This is a genomic window from Paenibacillus sp. R-74696 (assembly GCF_055814915.1).
The window spans coordinates 350,813-369,048 of sequence record NZ_JBPULM010000025.1 but is presented as its reverse complement, the minus strand read 5'-3'; the positions used below and the strand labels follow the sequence as shown (position 1 = coordinate 369,048).

The window sequence follows — 18,236 nt, the reverse complement described above, 5'->3', positions numbered from 1 at the left end:
GCAGTTGCGAGTGCGAGCTATACACAGGCTGCAACAGCGAATTTGACGGGCCTCGCGCTGAGCGGCAGTCCGAGCGGTTTTGTGTTTGCCGGCAGCACGTATGCGTATAACGGCGTAACGGTAGCCAATGGTGTTGCGAGCGTGACGGTAACGCCGAGCGGAACAGGCACACTGACCGTAGATGGAGCGACGGTAGCGAGCGGTGTAGCTTCATCGGCGATTACGCTTACGCCGGGAGTGGAGCGCACGATTACTGTTGTAGCAACAGAAACGGGAAAAAGTGCAAAAACGTATGTCATTAAAGTGACGCGCGAGCAGGTAGCGCAGGAAACGCCGACGTTCAACCCAGCGGCGGGAGCGGTGGCATTCGGAACGGAGTTAGAAATTGTGTCGGCAGGAGCTGACCACATCTACTACACGACGGACGGAAGTACACCAGCGACAGCGGTAGGCGGTTCGACGCTGGAGTACAATGCAGCAGCGAAGCCGACGATTAGCACAGCAGTGACCGTGAAGGCGATTGCGACGAAGACAGACAATCTAGACAGTGCGGTTGCGAGTGCGAGCTTTACGCAGGCCACGACAGCGAATTTGACGGACATTGAGCTGAGCGGCACGCCAAGCGGCTTTGTGTTTGCTGGTGGGACGTATGCGTATAACGGCGTAACAGTAGCGAATGGTGTTGCGAGCGTAACGGTGACTCCGAGCGGAACAGGGACGCTGACCGTTGAAGGAACGACAGTAGCGAGCGGTGTAGCTTCGTCAGCGATTACGCTTACGCCGGGAGTGGAGCGCACAATTACCGTTGTGGCAACGGAAACGGGAAAAAGTGCAAAAACGTATGTCATCAAAGTGACGCGCGAGAAAGTAGCGCAGGAAACGCCGACATTTCATCCAGCAGCGGGAGCAGTCGCTTTTGGCACGGAGCTGGAGATTCTATCAGCGGGAGCCGATCACATCTACTACACGACGGACGGAAGTACGCCAGCGACAGCGGTAGGCGGTTCAACGCTGGAATACAACGCGGCAGCCAAGCCAGTCATCAATACAGCGATAACCGTGAAGGCGATTGCTACGAAAGCCGATTATTTCGACAGTGACGTCGAAAGCGTTAGTTATACGCAAGCAGAGGCAGCAGACCTCACTAATCTATTATTAAGCGGCAGTCCAAGCGGTTTTGTGTTTGCCAGTGGTACGTATGATTATATCGGATTGACAGTTCCATATAATGTTTCCACTCTAACAGTGACGCCAAGTGGATCTGGAACAATTAAAGTGGATGGCTCGACAGTAACAAGCGGAATCGCTTCTGCCCCAATTAGTCTGAATGCTGGCGCAGAACAGACTGTCACGATTGTTGTAGAAGAAGCAGGGAAACTTTCTAAAACCTATACGGTGAAGGTGACGCGCTTAAATATTCATACGCCTGGCGTACCTACTGGTGTCGCAGCTGCTCACGGCAATGCACAGGCAGTCGTTAGTTTTACTGCCCCTGTCGACAATGGGGGGAGCCCAGTGAAAGGGTATGAAGTGACAGCGATGCCGGGAAATATTACAGTTTCTGGTATTAGAAGCCCAATAACGGTGACGGGACTTACGAACGGGACCAGTTATACGTTTACCGTAAAAGCACTCAATATTGCGGGCAGCAGTGCTGCATCTACTCAGTCTAACGCGGTAACTCCGACTGCTCCTTCGAGCGGTGGAAGCAGTGGTGGAAGCACGAGCAATCCGAATACGCCAACGACTAAAAGCATTAATATCTTAATAAACGGAATCGTGTATAACATAGGCTCGACTTCAACTGCAATGGTCAACAATCAAAGCGTAACGACGTTGAGTGTGAATCAGGAAGCCCTAAACGGCAGGCTTGCAAATGAAGCAAGTGGAGTTGTTGTTGCGTTTCCTGTGGATATCCAATCAGGTGCGTTGATCGTGAAGCTAAATGGAGATAATGTGAAGGCGCTGGAGCAAAAGCAAGCCCTTGTCAAAATTCAAACAGGTAGCGTCTCGTATACTCTGCCTATTGAGCAAATTACAGGCTCTCAAGTTATAAGAGAGCTGCTTCAGCAGACAGGGCTGGAACAATTGGAGTTTCAAATTGAGCTGGCAGCATTAACTCCAAGCAGGCTGCAGGAAGTGAAATCAGCCGCTGCAAAGGGTGGTTTTGAGCTTATTGGAGAGCCGTTTGATTTTACAGTCAGGGTCGTAAATGGGGCGACACGGCAGGAGATTGCGAAATTTAATACTTATGTAGAGCGCGAAATAGCGATTCCAAGCACCGTTGATCCACAGCGAATTACAACGGCGATTGTGATTGAGGCAGATGGCAGCATTCGCCATGTTCCAACTAAGATCGTACAGGCGAACGGCAGTTATTGGGCGAAAATATATAGCCTGACTAATAGCACATATGCTTTGGTCTGGAATCCAGTAGAGTTCCAAGATGCTGCTGGCCATTGGGCGCAGCAGGCAATCAATGATATGGGCTCTCGGATGGTCATCAGCGGAGTAGGTGGCGATCGTTTTAATCCAAATGCGTCCATTACCCGTGCTGAATTTGCGGCTATTATTGTGAGAGGTATGGGCATTAAGCTGGAGACAGGAGCTTCAGGATTCTCTGATGTGCAGGCCAGCGCTTGGTATAGTCAGGCGATTCAAACGGCTGTTGCCTATAAGCTGATCAACGGCTTTGAAGACGGAACCTTCCGTCCAAATGAGCCCATAACCCGTGAACAAGCGACGGTCATCATCGCTAAAGCTATGGCTATCACTGGACTAAAAGCGGGATTGCCAGTGGGAAATACTGACGATATATTAAGGCCTTATGCCGATGCAAATGAAGCGGCAGCATGGGCAAGAAGCAGTCTTGCGGACAGCCTGCAGGGCGGAGTTATTTCAGGCCGCTCGGGTGCGCAGCTGGCCCCTAAAGCTTTTATCACTAGAGCGGAAATTGCCGTTATGGTGCAAAGGCTGCTTGCCAATTCGAAGCTCATTTAAAAGATTGAACCATGAAATATGAGGCATGAAGCAGCCCCTGGAGACCTATGTCTTCGGGGGCTGTTTGCGCTGCGGCGACGGCCTGCACGGGGTCACTGGGATCCAGCTTGCTGTAGATGCTGCTGACGTCATTTTTCACCGTTCCGAGGCTGATAAATAACGTATCCGCAAATTGCGGTGCTGAATGTTTCCCCTATTTTTTAACAAATGCTTGACAGAAAAACGTATTATGCGCATAATACACTTAAAGTGTATGAACTACTTGGTACACACGCTGGAACAAGAATGAGAGGTAACGGGATGAAGACAAATGAAGGCTGGACGGAAGTCGCTTTCAATGGCCGTGACCCGGTCTACTTGCAGGTCGTGAAGTTTTTTAAGGAGCAATTGGTCATTGGGAAAATGGAAGCCGGACAAATCATTCCTTCGCGAAGGGAGCTCGGCGCACTGTTGAAGATCAACCCTAATACGGCGCAGAAGGCTTATAAGGAAATGGAGGAACAGCAGTTGATCGTAACAGAAGGAAACTCGCCAAGCCGGATTACTATGGACGAGAACGTATTGCGGGCCATTCGCGCAGAGCTGATTGGCGAAGCTGTCGAGGCCTTCGTTGCCTCTGTTCGTAAAATCGACGTTCCGGTAGAGGAGCTGCTGGAGCTGGTCAAGCATAAGTATACAGAGGATAAGCAGTTGAATGGCGGAACGCAGGGAGGAGGGGTGCAGCATGATTGAGGTGCGGGATATCCATAAAAAATATCGTCGGCGCAAGGTGCTGGACGGAGTCTCCTTTCAAATCGAGAAGGGCGAAATAACCTGCCTGATCGGCACGAATGGTGCAGGCAAGTCGACTATTATGAAGGCTATTATGGGGCTGACACCATTTCGCAAGGGCGAAATCATAATCGATGGGCAAAAGCTTGGCAGAGAGCGGTATGAGAAAATTTCTTTTATCCCGGATCATCTGACGATGCCGCCTGCGATGAAGCTGGATGAAGCAATGGTGTTCATGGCGGATTTTTATCGCAGCTGGAATGAAGAGCGGGCCAAGGAACTGATGAGCTTTTTTCAACTGGAGGGTAAAGAACGAATCGGCAATTTGTCTAAAGGGACGGCGGCGAAGTTCAATTTGCTGCTAGGGCTGGCACTGGATACCGAATACGTGCTGATGGATGAGCCGTTTTCCGGCATTGATATGTTCAGCCGTGCGCTCATTACAGAAGTTTTTTCGAGCCATTTGATTGAAGATCGCGGTGTATTAATGACGACGCATGAGATTGCAGACGTAGAACATCTCATCGATCGGGCGGTGCTGCTGCAAAATGGTGCGGTATGCCGCGATTTCTACTGTGAGCAGCTTCGTATGGAGGAAGCCAAGTCGATTGTGGATGTTATGAAGGAGGTGTATCAGGCTTGAAGTTTTATTTAAAGCTGGTACATATGGAAGTGCACCGCTTCCGCTATTTGCTTGGCGGATTAATGGCGTTAACGATTCTCGTGCAATTTGGAGTAGTGCTGCTGTGGTCGCTTAGTGAGCGCAGTATTAGAACGAGCCCCGGCTGGAGTGAGAAATTAATTACGTATCACCCTTTCTCTGAAACCGGGAAGCTGACGTTTAATGAGCTGATGTTCAGCAATCAATTTTGGTTTGTCCTTCCGGTGCTGATCAGCATTGTGGTTATCGCCGCATATGTTTTTCTCATTTGGTACCGTGATTGGCTGGGGCGCGATACGTTTATTTATCGGCTGCTGATGCTGCCGGGTAACCGAGGCTCCATTTACGCAGCGAAGCTGACGGCAATTCTGCTGTTTACGTTCGGACTCGTTTCCTTCCAGCTGCTGCTGCTTCCGCTTGAAATGATGTTGTTTAATCTGGTAATACCAGAGGGGCTGCGCGATCCGTCCTATTTGTCGCAGGCGATTTTGCTAAATCAAGTGCTGAAGGTGCTCATTCCAGGCCAGTTTGATGCGTTTGTGATGGCCTATGGGATCGGGATTTTGACCGTACTCGCTTCCTTTACGGTTATTTTGCTGGAACGAAGCTATCGGGTTATTGGTATTGGTTATGCCGTTATTTATGTGTTCGTATGCGGTGCTGCGCTGCTGGCTCCCGTTACTTTGCAGCGACCGGGGAATGCGGCTTCCTATTTATATCCAGGGGAAACTTATTCTATTATGCTGGCGTTGACCGCCATTCTCGTTTTGGTATCCGTATGGCTCAGCATCAGGCTGTTAAATAAAAAGATTACCGTATAAGGGGGAGCAAGATGAAACGTTATGTAACAACACTGGCGCTCGTCCTGCTCGCAGCAGCAGGGTTCAGCACGTATTACGCTTTTGGCTCGGCGGACCATTTGCCGGAATATCGCTTAGAGACGCTGGAAGGAGATGCGAATGAAGCGGCCAATCTGGTGTTAGTCGGTTCGTATATAGGTGGAAAGGGCTCGCAGTCTCTGAATTTAACTGTACATGGCAGCGAGTATAGAAGCAGAAAGTCTCTCTATGATTCGTATATAACAGATGCCCGTGAGTGGTTTTATGAGCAAGAGGGCATGAGGGAGCTTATTGAAAAATATCCTGCTTTCATGCGGGGCAAAGCGGAGATAGGCAGCTTTTATCAGGATCAGGACTGGTTAGCCTATGCGAAAATTCCATACAATTCAGCTACTAATAATCCAGAAGGAACGATAGAGGTTGAGATGCTGAATCGAAGCACGGGAAAGGTCGCAGACTATTCGATTGCATTAACTCCTCTATCTCAGCAAGGCATGAGGGAGCATGACACCATATATGATGTACAGCTGCAAGCAGATGGTCTTCATGTGCTGGTAAACCAGTATGATATAGACATTGGGCCATCAGGAGCAAGCCAGTATTTTGATTATATAATCGATTCGGCTAGCGGTCAGCTCATTAAAAGGATTGCTTTAGAATTTGTAGATGCTGCTGGGACCAAGCTTTCTCCTCTTTCATCTGGGTACATACAAAATGATTATACAGCACCAAATGATTATTTTGTTTTTAGTATCGTTATGGAGGATCAGACGGAGAGAGCTGCCAGCAACAGCGTTCCGGCAGAGCTTTATGTGTATTCGTATAAGAGCGGGATAACGCAGCGCTTGCCGGATGAATTGCAGAAATTGGACGCGAGAAGAACGGTGGCGCGCTTCATTACAGGGGACAATCTCTATTTTACAAATGACAATGAGGCGGAATTTACTGTATCACGCTACAGTCTGGAAACAGGAGAAAAACGAGGCGAGACGTGGTCACTGATGTCGGGGCAGTTTGGCGAGAATGAAATTAAGAGCTCCTTTATAAAAGACGGGCGTCTATATATGCTGTTCGCTAACGGTGCTGCTCGAACCGTAATGACCTTTGATGCTGCTGCGGGGAATTTATTGTATAAAGGCAGTGTGACGGCTGAGGGCAGCGAGTATGAGAAGCAGATTGCATTAGGCGATATGGTGTTTAATAATATGAGCTTTAAAGACTAGATTGGCAGATAGATCAAGCAAGAAGGTGAGGTGCAAGGCATGCATGCAGCAGCAAGTCTGAATCAAACGGTCGAGGCGCTAAGAGAGCTGGAAACATGGAGCTATCAGCTTGCCTTTTATATTTTGCAGGATGAGCGGCTTGCCGCTGAGGCGGGCAAACAGGCGCTGCTTGCCATGGGATGCGAGAAGGCCTTTCACCTTCAGCCAGAGGATGAGCGCCGAAAAAAATTGAAAAAGATGATTATGCGCAAAGCGCTTATCGTAAACGCAAGCAGTGAACGCCGTTCATAACGGTGTCCACTGCTTTTTTATTGTTTTTCTACTGTATTGCAATCACTCTGCTAATCGGCCTCAACTTTGAAAGTAACCTCGAAACCAACCCCGAAAGTCAGCTATGCTGCTCGCCCTTGAACTACGAGACAGGGGAGTGCACCTGCCGATATTTGGACGGGGACAGCCCCTCGCGCTTCGTAAAGTGGGAGGTGAAGTGTGACGTATGGACAAAGCCGACCTCCTCGGCGATTTTGCCAATCGGATAGGAGGTTTGCGCGAGCAAACGCTTCGCCTGCTCCATCCGATAGACCAGCAAATATTCGACGGGCGTTACACCATACATCTTGCTCATGCATTTGGCCAAATAATTAGGATGATAGTTTAAGTGAATTTGCAGCATTTTATTCGTAATGGGGAGCGCATAGTTTTGGCGGATAAACAGCTCAATCTTCCTGGCGAGAGCAGCTGGCGTAGAGTCTGAGGCTAGCGCCTGCTCCTCCTTCAATTCATGCAATAACGCTTGAAAATGATCCTGTCTTTTCCAATTGCGCAAGGTGGGCGGCTCCTGCTCCAACTGGGCGAAATAGCCGAGCAGGCTTAGAGCCTGAGCGGACAGACTTCTGTGCTTTTGGATAAAAATAGAGCTTAAATCACGGTTATGCAAATACGTTTTTGCCCGGTGTGACTCCATGAGAGAGGCTTGCTCTTCAGCAGCAGTCTGCAGGGATTGGCTTGTGCGCCAGCTTCCGAAAATTTGAAAATGAATCCAAATAATTTCGGTAGGCTCCGTGCATGGAGCAAAGCCATAATGCAGTGCATCTGGGCGCAAAATGAGCATTTGCCCCTGCTTCAGACTCCATTGCTCCTCCTCCTCGCTAATAAATAAGGTGCCGCGTGTGACGGCAATCAGATCAAAGACGCCAATGCTTCTGCGTCTAACATGCTGCTCGCCCGGTGCGTAGACGTTTGTACCACAATCGATAATGCAAGGAACCGGCGGTGTGATAAAATGCAAAACGGTTGGCTTCAACGTGCACCTCCATCATACTTGAGTTGGCTTTGTATGAATGAACAGCTTCGTTTTTTCTCTATCATACTCAAGGCTGCTCATAAACTCAATCGAAAAAAAAGAGAAGGCAGACTGCTTGCATGTGAAAGAGTTATACGTTTAGATTTATGAAATCAAGTTGCGAATATGAAAGTTTTGGTTGAAATCATTAAATCCTAATCAAAAATACCGTGCTATGATAATAAAAAAGCGCTTACATAAGCTTGTTAAGTAAGCGGAAAGGGGGGTCTGCTGTTTCCTATTGGATTGAGGAGCTAGAATGCAGTAGCGGTTTCTCAGTAAAAATCTAAACGATTAACAAGGAGGCTGTTTTGTGATAAAGAAGAAATGGAGAACGTTAACGGCTAGACGGACCATAGCTTTATTTTCAGCAGTAGCACTAATAGCGGGGTTGTTTAGCCCATTAATCGGGAAGGCATGGGGGGCAGAAGCGGAGAATGGCGGCTTGCAGGTGGAGATCGGCGAATATGGCGAAATCAGCTCGCTGAAAATCAAAGGCGATTTATACCCGACGGAATATGTGATGAACAAGACGGTGGCGCCAGAGCAAAATACAGCCGATCATCAATGGATGGGCGAGCTCATGTTTACGTACCGTTTGGGCGATAACGGCCAATGGAAGGAAGTGTCGACCAATCAATCGGGTGATGTGAGGCATATCGCAAGAGACGGCAATGTGACAACCGTGACGTATGCGGGGTCGCAAAATGCTGGCGGCATAAAGGATTTCACTTTGGTGGAAACCTACACGCTGGAGGAGCATGGCACGCTAAACTGGACCATTAATCTGACGAATACGAGTGGGCAAAAGCTGGAGATCGGTGATTACGGCGTACCGCTTCCGTTCAATGAGCAGTGGCAGTATGGGGATGCGATTTATGAAACGCGGGTTGTCAGCCACTCCTTTGTCGGCAATAACAGCTCGTATATGACGGCAAGCCGTCCAAGCGGACTAGGCTCCTACCTGCTGATGACACCGGATGCTCAGACGAAGGCTGGATTTGAATATCAGGATCGGTGGCGGCAGGAGGAGCGCCCGAACAGCAAATGGACGGGAGAAAGCGGCAAGTGGATAGAAGGGCTCAATGTCTATTACATCCACTCCAATGTGATCAAGAAGACAAACCGCGGCTATTTGCCGAATACGAGCCTTATTTTGGAGGCGGGAGCAGGCAATCAGTACGGCTTTAATTTTCATGCTGTAGCTGATGAGCACCAAATGAAGCAGAAGCTGTATGAGGAAGGACTGATTGATGTCAGCGTCGTCCCTGGCATGATCGTTCCTACCAATCAGAAAGCGAAGTTCGATTTGCGTACGAAGCAGACGATTAACTCCGTTAAGGATGAAGCGGGCAACGATATTCCGCTGGTGGAGAGTAAGGCTGGCGATCATCATATTTACGAGCTGCAAATGACAAAGCTGGGGCCGAACGATATTACGGTCAGCTATGGGGATGGGCTCAGCACCGTTTTGCAATTTTATGCCATATCTCCAATTGATGAGGCTTTGGCAGCGCACTCCGAATTTATGGTGGATTCGATGCAGTGGCAGGCGCCAGGAGAGCTTCATGACAAAGTATTCGACGACTGGATGATGAATACGAAGAAGAGGATGGGCAATTTCAACGGCTATTGGGGCTGGGGCGACGATTGGGGACTGACGCACGGACAGTTTCTGGCGGAGAAAAATGCTCTTGATCCAGTGGCGCGCGAGGTTAAGGCGGTCGACGAATATTTGGAGACGGCGATTTGGACAAATTTAATGAACGGCCATCATGAGGATTATTTGATTCATGACTTTTTGATGCCGGAGCCGAATACGACGCCGACCTATCGCGGTTACGCGTATCCGCACATTTACAATACTTTCTTCAGCATGTATAAAATTGTCAAGGAATATCCGGGTCTCATCGACTATGAGCATGATGCAAATACGTATTTGCTGCGGGCCTACAATATTATGAAGGCGCTCTATGAAGGGCCGGTTGCCTACAACTGGAATACGGGATTAATGGGCGAGCTGACGACGCCGGCGATTATTCAAGCGCTGCAGGATGAAGGTTATGTCGTCGAAGCGAACGATATTATTGGGAAAATGGCAACGAAATATAACAATTTTAAAAATACGAAATATCCATACGGCTCGGAATACAGCTATGACAACACGGGCGAGGAAGCGGTCTACACCCTTGCCAAAATGCAAAACAATAATTCGGCCGAGCAGCTCAAAGCCCAAGAAATGATGTCCAAAATTAATGACAAAACACGGGCATCGCGCGGCCATATGCCGGTGTGGTATTACTACACCGACCCAGTGACGATTACGGGCGAAAACTGGTGGAATTTTCAGTACACTGTTTCGCTAGCCGGTTACGCGATGGATGACTGGATTCGCTATCAATCCAGCAGCAATCGGGAAGTGGAGCAGCGGCTTTCTTATGCGGCGAAAATCGCCAACATTGGCTCGATCAACACAGGACAGATCAGTGACGATCCAGCTAACTATGGCGCTTCGGCATGGACGTATCAAGCGGAGAAGGGCAATCTCGGCACGCTTGGACATGGCGGCGGGGCATCGCTGCCCCTGCTTAATGGCTGGAGAGGCATGACGGGAGAATCGGACCTTGGCTTGTTCGGCGCCCTGCAAATTTTAAGCGCGGACGTTGCGGTTGATCCGATTTTTGGACTGACAGGGTATGGAGCGAATGTGACCGAGGATAGCGGTTCTTATTCAATTGAGCCCATCGATGGGCTTTATAAGAAAATAAACCTGATTACCGAAAAGCTGTATTTGACGCTTGAGCGAGACCAGTTTACACATGCAGTGCTGTCCAAAACCAAGGATGCGGCTGCGCTGGATATTAAAAATCTGACGCCGGGTACGGCGCATCAAGTTAAACTGATGCTGGAAGGCTTGAAGCCAGGAGCCTATGCTGTAACAGTGGATGGTCAGCCAGCGGGCAAGCTGAATGCTTTTGGCACGAAAGCCGTTCTCGCGATAAATGCGCCAGCAGCCGCAAATTATACGGTCGAGCTGAGCGAAACTTCGCCAGATCCGAATACAGCGCCAACGGTTCATGCGGGCGACGATCAATCCATTCATCTATATGATGATCTGGTGCTGAAAGGCAGCGTGGAGGATGACGGCCTACCGGCTGGAAAGCTCACTGTGCAATGGAGCATGGAATCCGGCCCTGTGGGCGGCGAGGTGGACTTCGGCTATGCGACCTCGGCTGTTACAACAGCCCAGTTTAATGAGCCGGGCGACTATGTATTAAAGCTAAGCGCAGATGATTCGGAGCTGAGTGCCAGCGATACGGTAAGCATTACCGTAAATCCGCCAGCAGCCCTTCCCGAGATTATTGCGAGCTATAACTTCAATGAGGCGTCAGGTACGATTGCCGCCGATTCCTCTGGCAGCGGAAATGATGCTTCCCTTAAAGGCACATCGTCGTGGGCAAGCGGCCGCTCAGGCAATGCTGTCAAAGTGGGCGGTACGGAAGGTTATGTGCTGCTGCCGGACAATGTGCTGGGACTTACGGAGAAAATAACGGTTGCGGCTTGGGTGAAGGCTGATCAATTGAATGATTACTCCCGATTGTTTGATTTTGGCACAGGAACGCAATCCTATATGTTTTTGGCACCGAAGGTAGGCTCCTCTATGCAATTCAGCATAACAACGGGAGGTAACCAGCCGGGAGCAGAGCAATCGATTACCGGACCGGCGCTGACAACGGGCGAATGGCGACATGTAGCGGTAACGCTGGATGGTCCGCTGGGCATTTTGTACGTGGACGGTGTAGAGGTTGGACGCAATGATCAAATGACGTTAACGCCGAGAAGCCTCGGCAAAACGAAAAATAACTATATCGGCAAATCGCAGTATAGCGATCCTTATTTAAATGCCAGCATTGATGATTTTCAGCTGTTCAGCCGTGCATTAACGGCTGTGGAAATTGCGGCAATGGTTGCTCCGCCAGTTGATGAAATCGAACGTTTTGAGGAGGTACAGGTGTCCACTCCAGTGGATGTAGCTCCGAAGCTGCCAGCATCGGTAAAGGTTTATTTGAAAAATGGCAGTTCCATTGATGCATCGGTGAGATGGAATGACATCCAGCCGGAGCAGTACGCGGAAGCGGGCAGCAGCTTTACGGTAAAAGGCTTCGTTATTGGCACAAGCCTAGAAGCGACCGCAACCGTAACGGTAATGGCCCGAGAGATTCAAGGTTATCCTTCGCTCGTTGTCCGCTACAATTTCGATGAGACGGAAGGGACAGTCGCACAGGATGCCACTGCCTCAGGATTAAATGGCGCGATTAATGGGGAATTAGGCTGGGTAAGCGACGGGCATGCCGGAGGAGCCTTGCAGTTTAACGGCGTTTCCGGCAACTATGTAGACGCAGGTAATAGTGCGGCCTTGCAGCCGAGCAGCTTGACACTGTCTTATTGGATTAAACGGACGGAAAATATGAATGACCGTGAAAATGTGCTGCTCTGGTTCAAGCCGGAAAGCAATTATGCGGGCAATGGCTTTTTCTTGACCTACAATGGCAATTCGAGTATTTTCTATGTCGATGGCGCTAATGGCTTTTATGTGCGACAGTCGCCGAATGATTTTCTGCCGCTGAATGAATGGACGAATGTCGTCATTACGTTTGATTCCACGACCGGTGAGCGCGCGATTTATAAAAATGGGGTGGCGCAGACGCTTGGCACTGACGGCACGCCGAGGACAATAACCGCTACCGCGGATGTCAAAAAAATCGGTGTATCCGGCTATGGCAACGGGGCGCAGCTGCATGCGGGCCTTGATGATTTCCGGATTTACAATGGGTCGATGACGGCCTCGCAAGTGAAGGGGTTGTATGAGGGCAAAGATATCAAGAGCGTAGATCAAGCAGCGGCAGCTACGACCGTTGGCACTGCGCCTAGCCTTCCGGCAAGCGTTCAGGTTACGTATGAAAACGATGCGATTGGAACCGCTTTTGTCGTCTGGGATGCAATAAGCGCTGAGCAATATGCAGCGGAAGGAAGCTTTACTGTTGCAGGTACGGTGGATGGAACCTCGCTTCGTGCGGAATTCGTTGTGACGGTGACGGCAGCACCGGTTGAACCGACGCCGACGCCGACACCAGCACCAACCGATACGCCTGTGACACCGACCCCTACGCCAGTGCAAACCGATACACCGGTGACGCCTACGCCGACACCAGTGCCTACGGGTTCGCCTGTGACACCAGCACCATCAACGCCGAGTCCAGCTGCACCGTCGACTGTAACGCCAACATCGTCGCCGTCAGCAGCCCCAATACCGGCTGCGAATCAAGTGGTGACGAGCAATGAGCTGGCAAGCAGCAACGGCGAGCCAGTGAAGCTTCAGCTTGCCGCTGGCAAGAGCAAGCTTGTGCTTCCTGCCAATGCGGGCATGTTGCTGGGAGCTTCTGCGCTTCGTGTAGAAAGCAGCGGAGTCGTGCTTGAAATTCCAGCAAGCGTGCTTGCGGATTTGGCGAAGCTTGTTGGGGCAAATGAAGCTGCGACAGCGCAAATTATATTGTCTTTGGATAGGCTGGAGCAGAACGTTCAATCCGGCAGACTACAATCGTCTGGAGAAGCTTACGCGTTTACTCTGCTGATCCTTACAGCAAGCGGGGCAGAGAAGAAGCTGCCCAATTTCTCCTCACCTGTAAGTATTCAATTGAGCTATAATGCGAGCGCGAATGAAGAAAATCTGCTGGGCATTTACTGGTACAATGAAAGCGAGCAAAAGTGGGAGTATGTCGGCGGCAAAATCGATAAGGCTGCCAAGCAAATCAGCACCTCCGTGTCTCATTTCAGCAAATATGCGGTCATGTCTTATGAATCAGCGTTCAGCGATGTGCCTGCTTCACACTGGGCATATGATGCGGTCCGTTCATTAACAGCCAAGCATATCGTCTTCGGGCTTTCGAATGAGCGGTTTGCCCCGCAAAAAACGACGACTCGCGCTGAATTTACAGCGATGCTCGTTCGGGCACTCAATCTTAATAGTGATGCGGCTGGCACAGCGAGCCCTGAGCAAAAGTTTGCTGATGTATCACCTGACAACTGGTTTTATGATGAGGTAGGCGCAGCAGTAGCTGCCAGACTTATTCAAGGGAAGGATGCCCAGACGTTCGCTCCAAATGAAGCACTGACCAGAGAACAAATGGCCAGCATTATGGCGAGGGCTTGGGTGTTGCTGAACGATGACGAGCAGCCTGCCGATCAGACAGCTCTGGACTTCACAGATGCAAGCGACATATCGCAATGGGCAAAGCAAGCAGTAGCTGTAGTAACCGAGCTGGAAATAATGAACGGAAAAAATCAAAATCGCTTTGATCCAGCTGCTTCTGCTACACGGGCCGAAACTGCCCAGGCTATTAACAAGCTTCTTCAAAAGCTGGAGTAGCTAGTAAAGATAGCGACTGACGCAATAAAGGAGCCATTCATCAATACGAAGAAGAGCCATCCCGCTTCATAGGGGATGGCTCTCTTTTTGCATGGAATGGGTTCAATTGAAGCTCTATTGCACTTCTGGGCTGATAAACGTCACATTGATTTCCACGATCTCAGAGCGGGAGCCGAGGCGGATCGGCGGTCCCCAGAAGCCAAAACCGGAGGAAACGATCGATTGCAGCTTTTCCTTTTTCAAATAGCCCCAGTCATTCTCGAACACGAGCTGCGTAATGAAATTCGCCGGAAATATTTGGCCGTGATGCGTATGGCCTGACACCATCAGATCAACGCCGAGCTCATCGGCAATATCGAAATCGTAAGGCTGATGCTCCAGCAAAATGAGCGGCTTGGCGGCATCCATGCCTTGAACGAGCTCGCTTAGCGGCGCACGCTCATGATCGGAATGATCCTTGCGTCCAAGCAGGGTGAAACGGTCATCTATGGTAACCGACTCATCATAAAGCACCTGCATGCCGCCTGCTTCAACGGCGTTAATAATGTCCTCGATATGCCCATTGTATTTATCATGATTGCCGAGCGAGGCGTATACACCATATGGCGCTTCGATCGCTGCCATGATTTTATCAATGCCATTGTCCAAATAAGGCCGGATTTGATCATCCAAAATATCGCCGGGAAACAGCACGATGTCGGGCTTCAGCTCATTAATGCGATCGACGAGACGGACGGCATGATCTTTGCCGGACAAAATGCCAAAATGCATATCGGAGGCCATGACGATTTTTAAAGTGTTATTCGCTGAGTCGCCGTCTTGTGCGCCTTTGGGAATCGTAATATCATAAGTGCGGACAACAGGGCTGTAAGCTAGAAAAGAACCGTAGCCAAGCAGTGAAATGAGCAGTACGGGGACGGCGATGCCGGACCATTTGAACACCGACTCGCGCGGCAGCGACGTAAAGCGCAGCAGTCTTGCGATGAGCTGTACGGATGGAATAATGAGCAGTAATAAGCAAAAAATAGCGAGCCAGTACATGCCAATGGCAATTAAAATAGCATTTTGCGAAACCATTGCGACGATAAAGACGCAGGGCAGCGCAGCGGCGACGATTGTATAAATGAGCTTGCGTGACTTCGTATGCAGTGGCTTCAGCCACCGCCAAATGCTCCAGCTTTGATAAAAAACGAGCGAGCCGAAAACGGCAAGCATGACAATACCCATAACAATAAACATGATAGCTCTGCTACTTAAAATATGGACAAATATATCCATATCAAGAATATTCCTTCTTCAACGCGCCTGTTCTCGACAAACTACCGTCTACTAACATTTGATATAGCACTCCAAAGGCTTAAATTCCCGACTAGCCATCGGTACATATCTACATGGACTTGTTTATGCCACTTTATAGATTTTAGCGTTTTTCAGATTCACAGCAGCATTCCTATCTCGATCCATCTCGTTTCCGCAATGATTACAAACATAAATACGATCTGACAATTTCAAGTCCGCTTTCTTATGTCCACAACAACAGCAAAGTTTAGAGGAAGGGTAGAAACGATCAACCATTCTCAATTCAATCCCATTAGCTTTACATTTTACATCGAGTTTAACCTTGAATGGATGGAAGCATTGCTGTGCTACTGCTTTTGCTAAATGCCGATTCTTCATCATTCCTCTAATATTCAAATCTTCAATTGTAATATAGCGTGGTTTTTGCTTTACAATTGTATTAACGGTTTGGTTAATATGATTTTCTCGAATATTTGTGATTCGCTGATGAAGTTTCTGTACCTTCAGAACTTGTTTTTGGATATTTTGTCTAGTAGCAGTTTCCTCCTTTTTGTTTTTAGATTTTTTATTACTTTCGTATTTTCTAGAAAGTTTACGTTGTTGACGCTTTAACGACTTCTCCATCTTTTTCATGTTGAGTGTTTTGTTTATATTTTTAACTGGTTTATTTTGATTGGATAGAATAGCAAAATCTTTAATTCCTAGATCAATTCCAATACCATCACTATAATTAGCATTTGTCTTCTCGATCTGCTCATCTACTAAAACAGACACATAGTATCTTCCAGCTCTTTGCGAGAGGGTTCCACTTTTAATGATTGATTTTGTAGGCAAATAGCCAAACTCTTTTAACTTTACCCATCCAAGTGTAGGTATTTTGATTCTGTGACGTTCGCATGGAATGATCATCTTCGCATCATTCTTAACAAAGTACATCTTAACATCTTGATTCTTTTTCTTTTTGAATCTTGGGAATTTACTTTCGCCTTTAAAGAAACGTTTATAGGCTTTTTCGGCATTCATAACAGACTGTTTCACTGCTTTAGCATAAACCTTTTTAATCCATGAGTATTCAGGATGGCTGGGAATGAACTCATTATTAAGCCATTTAGAGAAATCTATTCCTGACATGAATTTATCGCCATTTTTGTATCTTTCTTGATTATGTGCAAGATAAAAGTTGTAGACAAATCTGCAAACACCGACAGTCTGATTGAAAATTTGTTTTTGTGAGTCGTTTAGTTGAATTTCCGTTTTGTATGACTTCATTTGAATTCATCCTTCATGATTCCATCTTTGAAGTGTCTTTACAAATACATTTAACCATTCAGCGAACTCTTTAGGTTTGTAATTTTTGTTTTCCGTATATACAGTTTATTACTCTTGTATATGTTTATCAACATTATTGCTTACTGTTTAGTAACTCCCTTTTGTGTCTCTGTCTGTGTTTTACTATTTTCTGCTGAAGGCGATGCTGAGGCCGATTAGGCCGAACACGGAGCCTTCGACGATATTCATTTTGCTAGACAGGCGTGGACGTTTGAAAATAAACCGGCGCAGCACATCGGCAAACATGCTGATTAGGATGAAAATAACGATAGCTTGCAGCATGAACACGAGTCCCAGCGCAATCATTTGCAAAGAAGCGTAGCCGCTTGCCTCATTGACGAATTGCGGCAGCAAAGCCAGAAAAAACAAGGAAACTTTAGGATTCAGCATGCTCATGAAGATTCCTTTTTTGTACAAGGAGGCATTCCTGTAATGAATTAAATTGAGGTTTGAACAAAAAAAGCACCTCCTGTATGCTGGGTCTAGGAATGGGATACATTCACTGCCCTTAAAAGGAGGCACTCACTATAAAGAATACTATGAAGCGCAAGAAAAATCAACGGATTGAAAGAATTACCGATTCCACTTTGGTGGTAGGAGCAGACATTGCGAAGAAAACGCATGTCGCTCGAGCAGTAGATTTTCGAGGAATCGAGCTTGGACGAGAATGTTGGTTCCAAAACGACCGGCAAGGAGTTAAGAAACTAGCAGCGTGGATGAAGGAGCTGCAGCGGGTTCATGACAAGACAAATATTGTCCTTGGAATAGAACCTACCGGATACTACTGGTTTCCACTGGCCCAATTCCTTGAACAAGAAGGAATTAAGGTCGTTATTGTGAATCCGCACCACGTGAACAAGAGCAAGAGCTTGAAGACAACTCACCAACGAAGAACGAATACAAAGATGCAAAAGTCATTGCAGACCTTGTTCGCATTGGGCATTACAGTGAACCCAAAATGCCGCAACAAGTGTACGCAGATTTACGAATTCTCATGAATCTGCGAGAGAAAGTTGTAGATGCGTAGGGGCAAGCAGAGCGCCATATTCAGAACTGGCTGTATCGGTTCTTCCCGGAGTATACCGAAGTTAGCACTCCACACGCCAGAAGAAGTCGGTGGACTCTTCGCCTTTTGGCGGATAAGACGGTTTAACTGGGGTACATTGACAATATTTCGTATGAAACGGTGGATCGCATTTTAAAAACGAACTCAAGCCCCATCTTCGTATATGCTGGTGTATTCCACCAAAACAAAATGCCGCATTTGTGGCGGCAATGGCAGAAGTGCTCGAAGTCTATCGTTTGCCCTACTATCCGAATTGTCCCTTGATTTACATGGATGAAA

General features: G+C 48.2%; 11 protein-coding genes and 1 pseudogene. 8 read left to right on the top strand and 4 right to left on the bottom strand.

Annotated features, from left to right (window positions below):
* From ACSR9A_RS08945 to ACSR9A_RS08920, 6 genes are all read left to right on the top strand, one after another.
* Positions 1–3,000 (top strand): S-layer homology domain-containing protein (locus ACSR9A_RS08945; RefSeq protein WP_473756799.1); only part of this gene is annotated, 3,000 nt, incomplete at its 5' end.
* Between the two features lie 300 nt (positions 3,001–3,300).
* Positions 3,301–3,732, top strand: a complete 432-nt coding sequence (locus tag ACSR9A_RS08940) for a GntR family transcriptional regulator (RefSeq protein WP_473756797.1) — start codon at positions 3,301–3,303, stop codon at positions 3,730–3,732.
* Entirely contained in the window at positions 3,725–4,414 is a 690-nt protein-coding gene (locus tag ACSR9A_RS08935) for an ABC transporter ATP-binding protein (protein ID WP_473756796.1), read from the top strand. Before ACSR9A_RS08940 ends, ACSR9A_RS08935 begins: the two co-directional genes overlap by 8 nt.
* Positions 4,411–5,253: a hypothetical protein gene (locus ACSR9A_RS08930; protein WP_473756795.1), complete on the top strand. Its 843-nt coding sequence runs from the start codon at positions 4,411–4,413 to the stop codon at positions 5,251–5,253. The genes ACSR9A_RS08935 and ACSR9A_RS08930 overlap by 4 nt, the downstream gene beginning before the upstream one ends.
* Before the next feature lie 11 nt (positions 5,254–5,264).
* Positions 5,265–6,494 (top strand): hypothetical protein, encoded by a 1,230-nt coding sequence (locus ACSR9A_RS08925; RefSeq protein WP_473756794.1) that lies wholly within the window; start codon positions 5,265–5,267, stop codon positions 6,492–6,494.
* A gap of 39 nt (positions 6,495–6,533) precedes the next feature.
* On the top strand, positions 6,534–6,785 hold the full coding sequence (locus ACSR9A_RS08920; RefSeq protein ID WP_473756793.1) for a hypothetical protein: 252 nt from the start codon (positions 6,534–6,536) through the stop codon (positions 6,783–6,785).
* Positions 6,786–6,906: 121 nt separating this feature from the next.
* Here ACSR9A_RS08920 and ACSR9A_RS08915 read toward each other — a convergent pair whose 3' ends face one another.
* Positions 6,907–7,797 (bottom strand): helix-turn-helix transcriptional regulator, encoded by an 891-nt coding sequence (locus ACSR9A_RS08915; RefSeq protein ID WP_473756792.1) that lies wholly within the window; start codon positions 7,795–7,797, stop codon positions 6,907–6,909.
* 355 nt (positions 7,798–8,152) lie between these two features.
* On the opposite strand from ACSR9A_RS08915, the gene ACSR9A_RS08910 reads away from it, so the two are divergent.
* Positions 8,153–14,263 (top strand): DUF5695 domain-containing protein, encoded by a 6,111-nt coding sequence (locus ACSR9A_RS08910; protein WP_473756821.1) that lies wholly within the window; start codon positions 8,153–8,155, stop codon positions 14,261–14,263.
* 114 nt (positions 14,264–14,377) lie between these two features.
* Here ACSR9A_RS08910 and ACSR9A_RS08905 read toward each other — a convergent pair whose 3' ends face one another.
* From ACSR9A_RS08905 to ACSR9A_RS08895, 3 genes are all read right to left on the bottom strand, one after another.
* Positions 14,378–15,502 (bottom strand): metallophosphoesterase, encoded by a 1,125-nt coding sequence (locus ACSR9A_RS08905; RefSeq protein WP_473756791.1) that lies wholly within the window; start codon positions 15,500–15,502, stop codon positions 14,378–14,380.
* Between the two features lie 162 nt (positions 15,503–15,664).
* A complete protein-coding gene (locus tag ACSR9A_RS08900; RefSeq protein WP_473756790.1) occupies positions 15,665–16,831 on the bottom strand; it encodes an RNA-guided endonuclease InsQ/TnpB family protein in 1,167 nt (388 codons plus the stop codon).
* Positions 16,832–17,014: 183 nt separating this feature from the next.
* Positions 17,015–17,413, bottom strand: coding sequence for a LysE family translocator (locus ACSR9A_RS08895; RefSeq protein ID WP_473756789.1), 399 nt, complete (start codon positions 17,411–17,413; stop codon positions 17,015–17,017).
* 17 nt (positions 17,414–17,430) lie between these two features.
* Between ACSR9A_RS08895 and ACSR9A_RS08890 the strand changes: the two are divergent.
* Positions 17,431–17,981, top strand: a pseudogene (locus tag ACSR9A_RS08890) (IS110 family transposase); the annotation flags it as partial.
* Positions 17,982–18,236 lie beyond the last annotated feature (255 nt).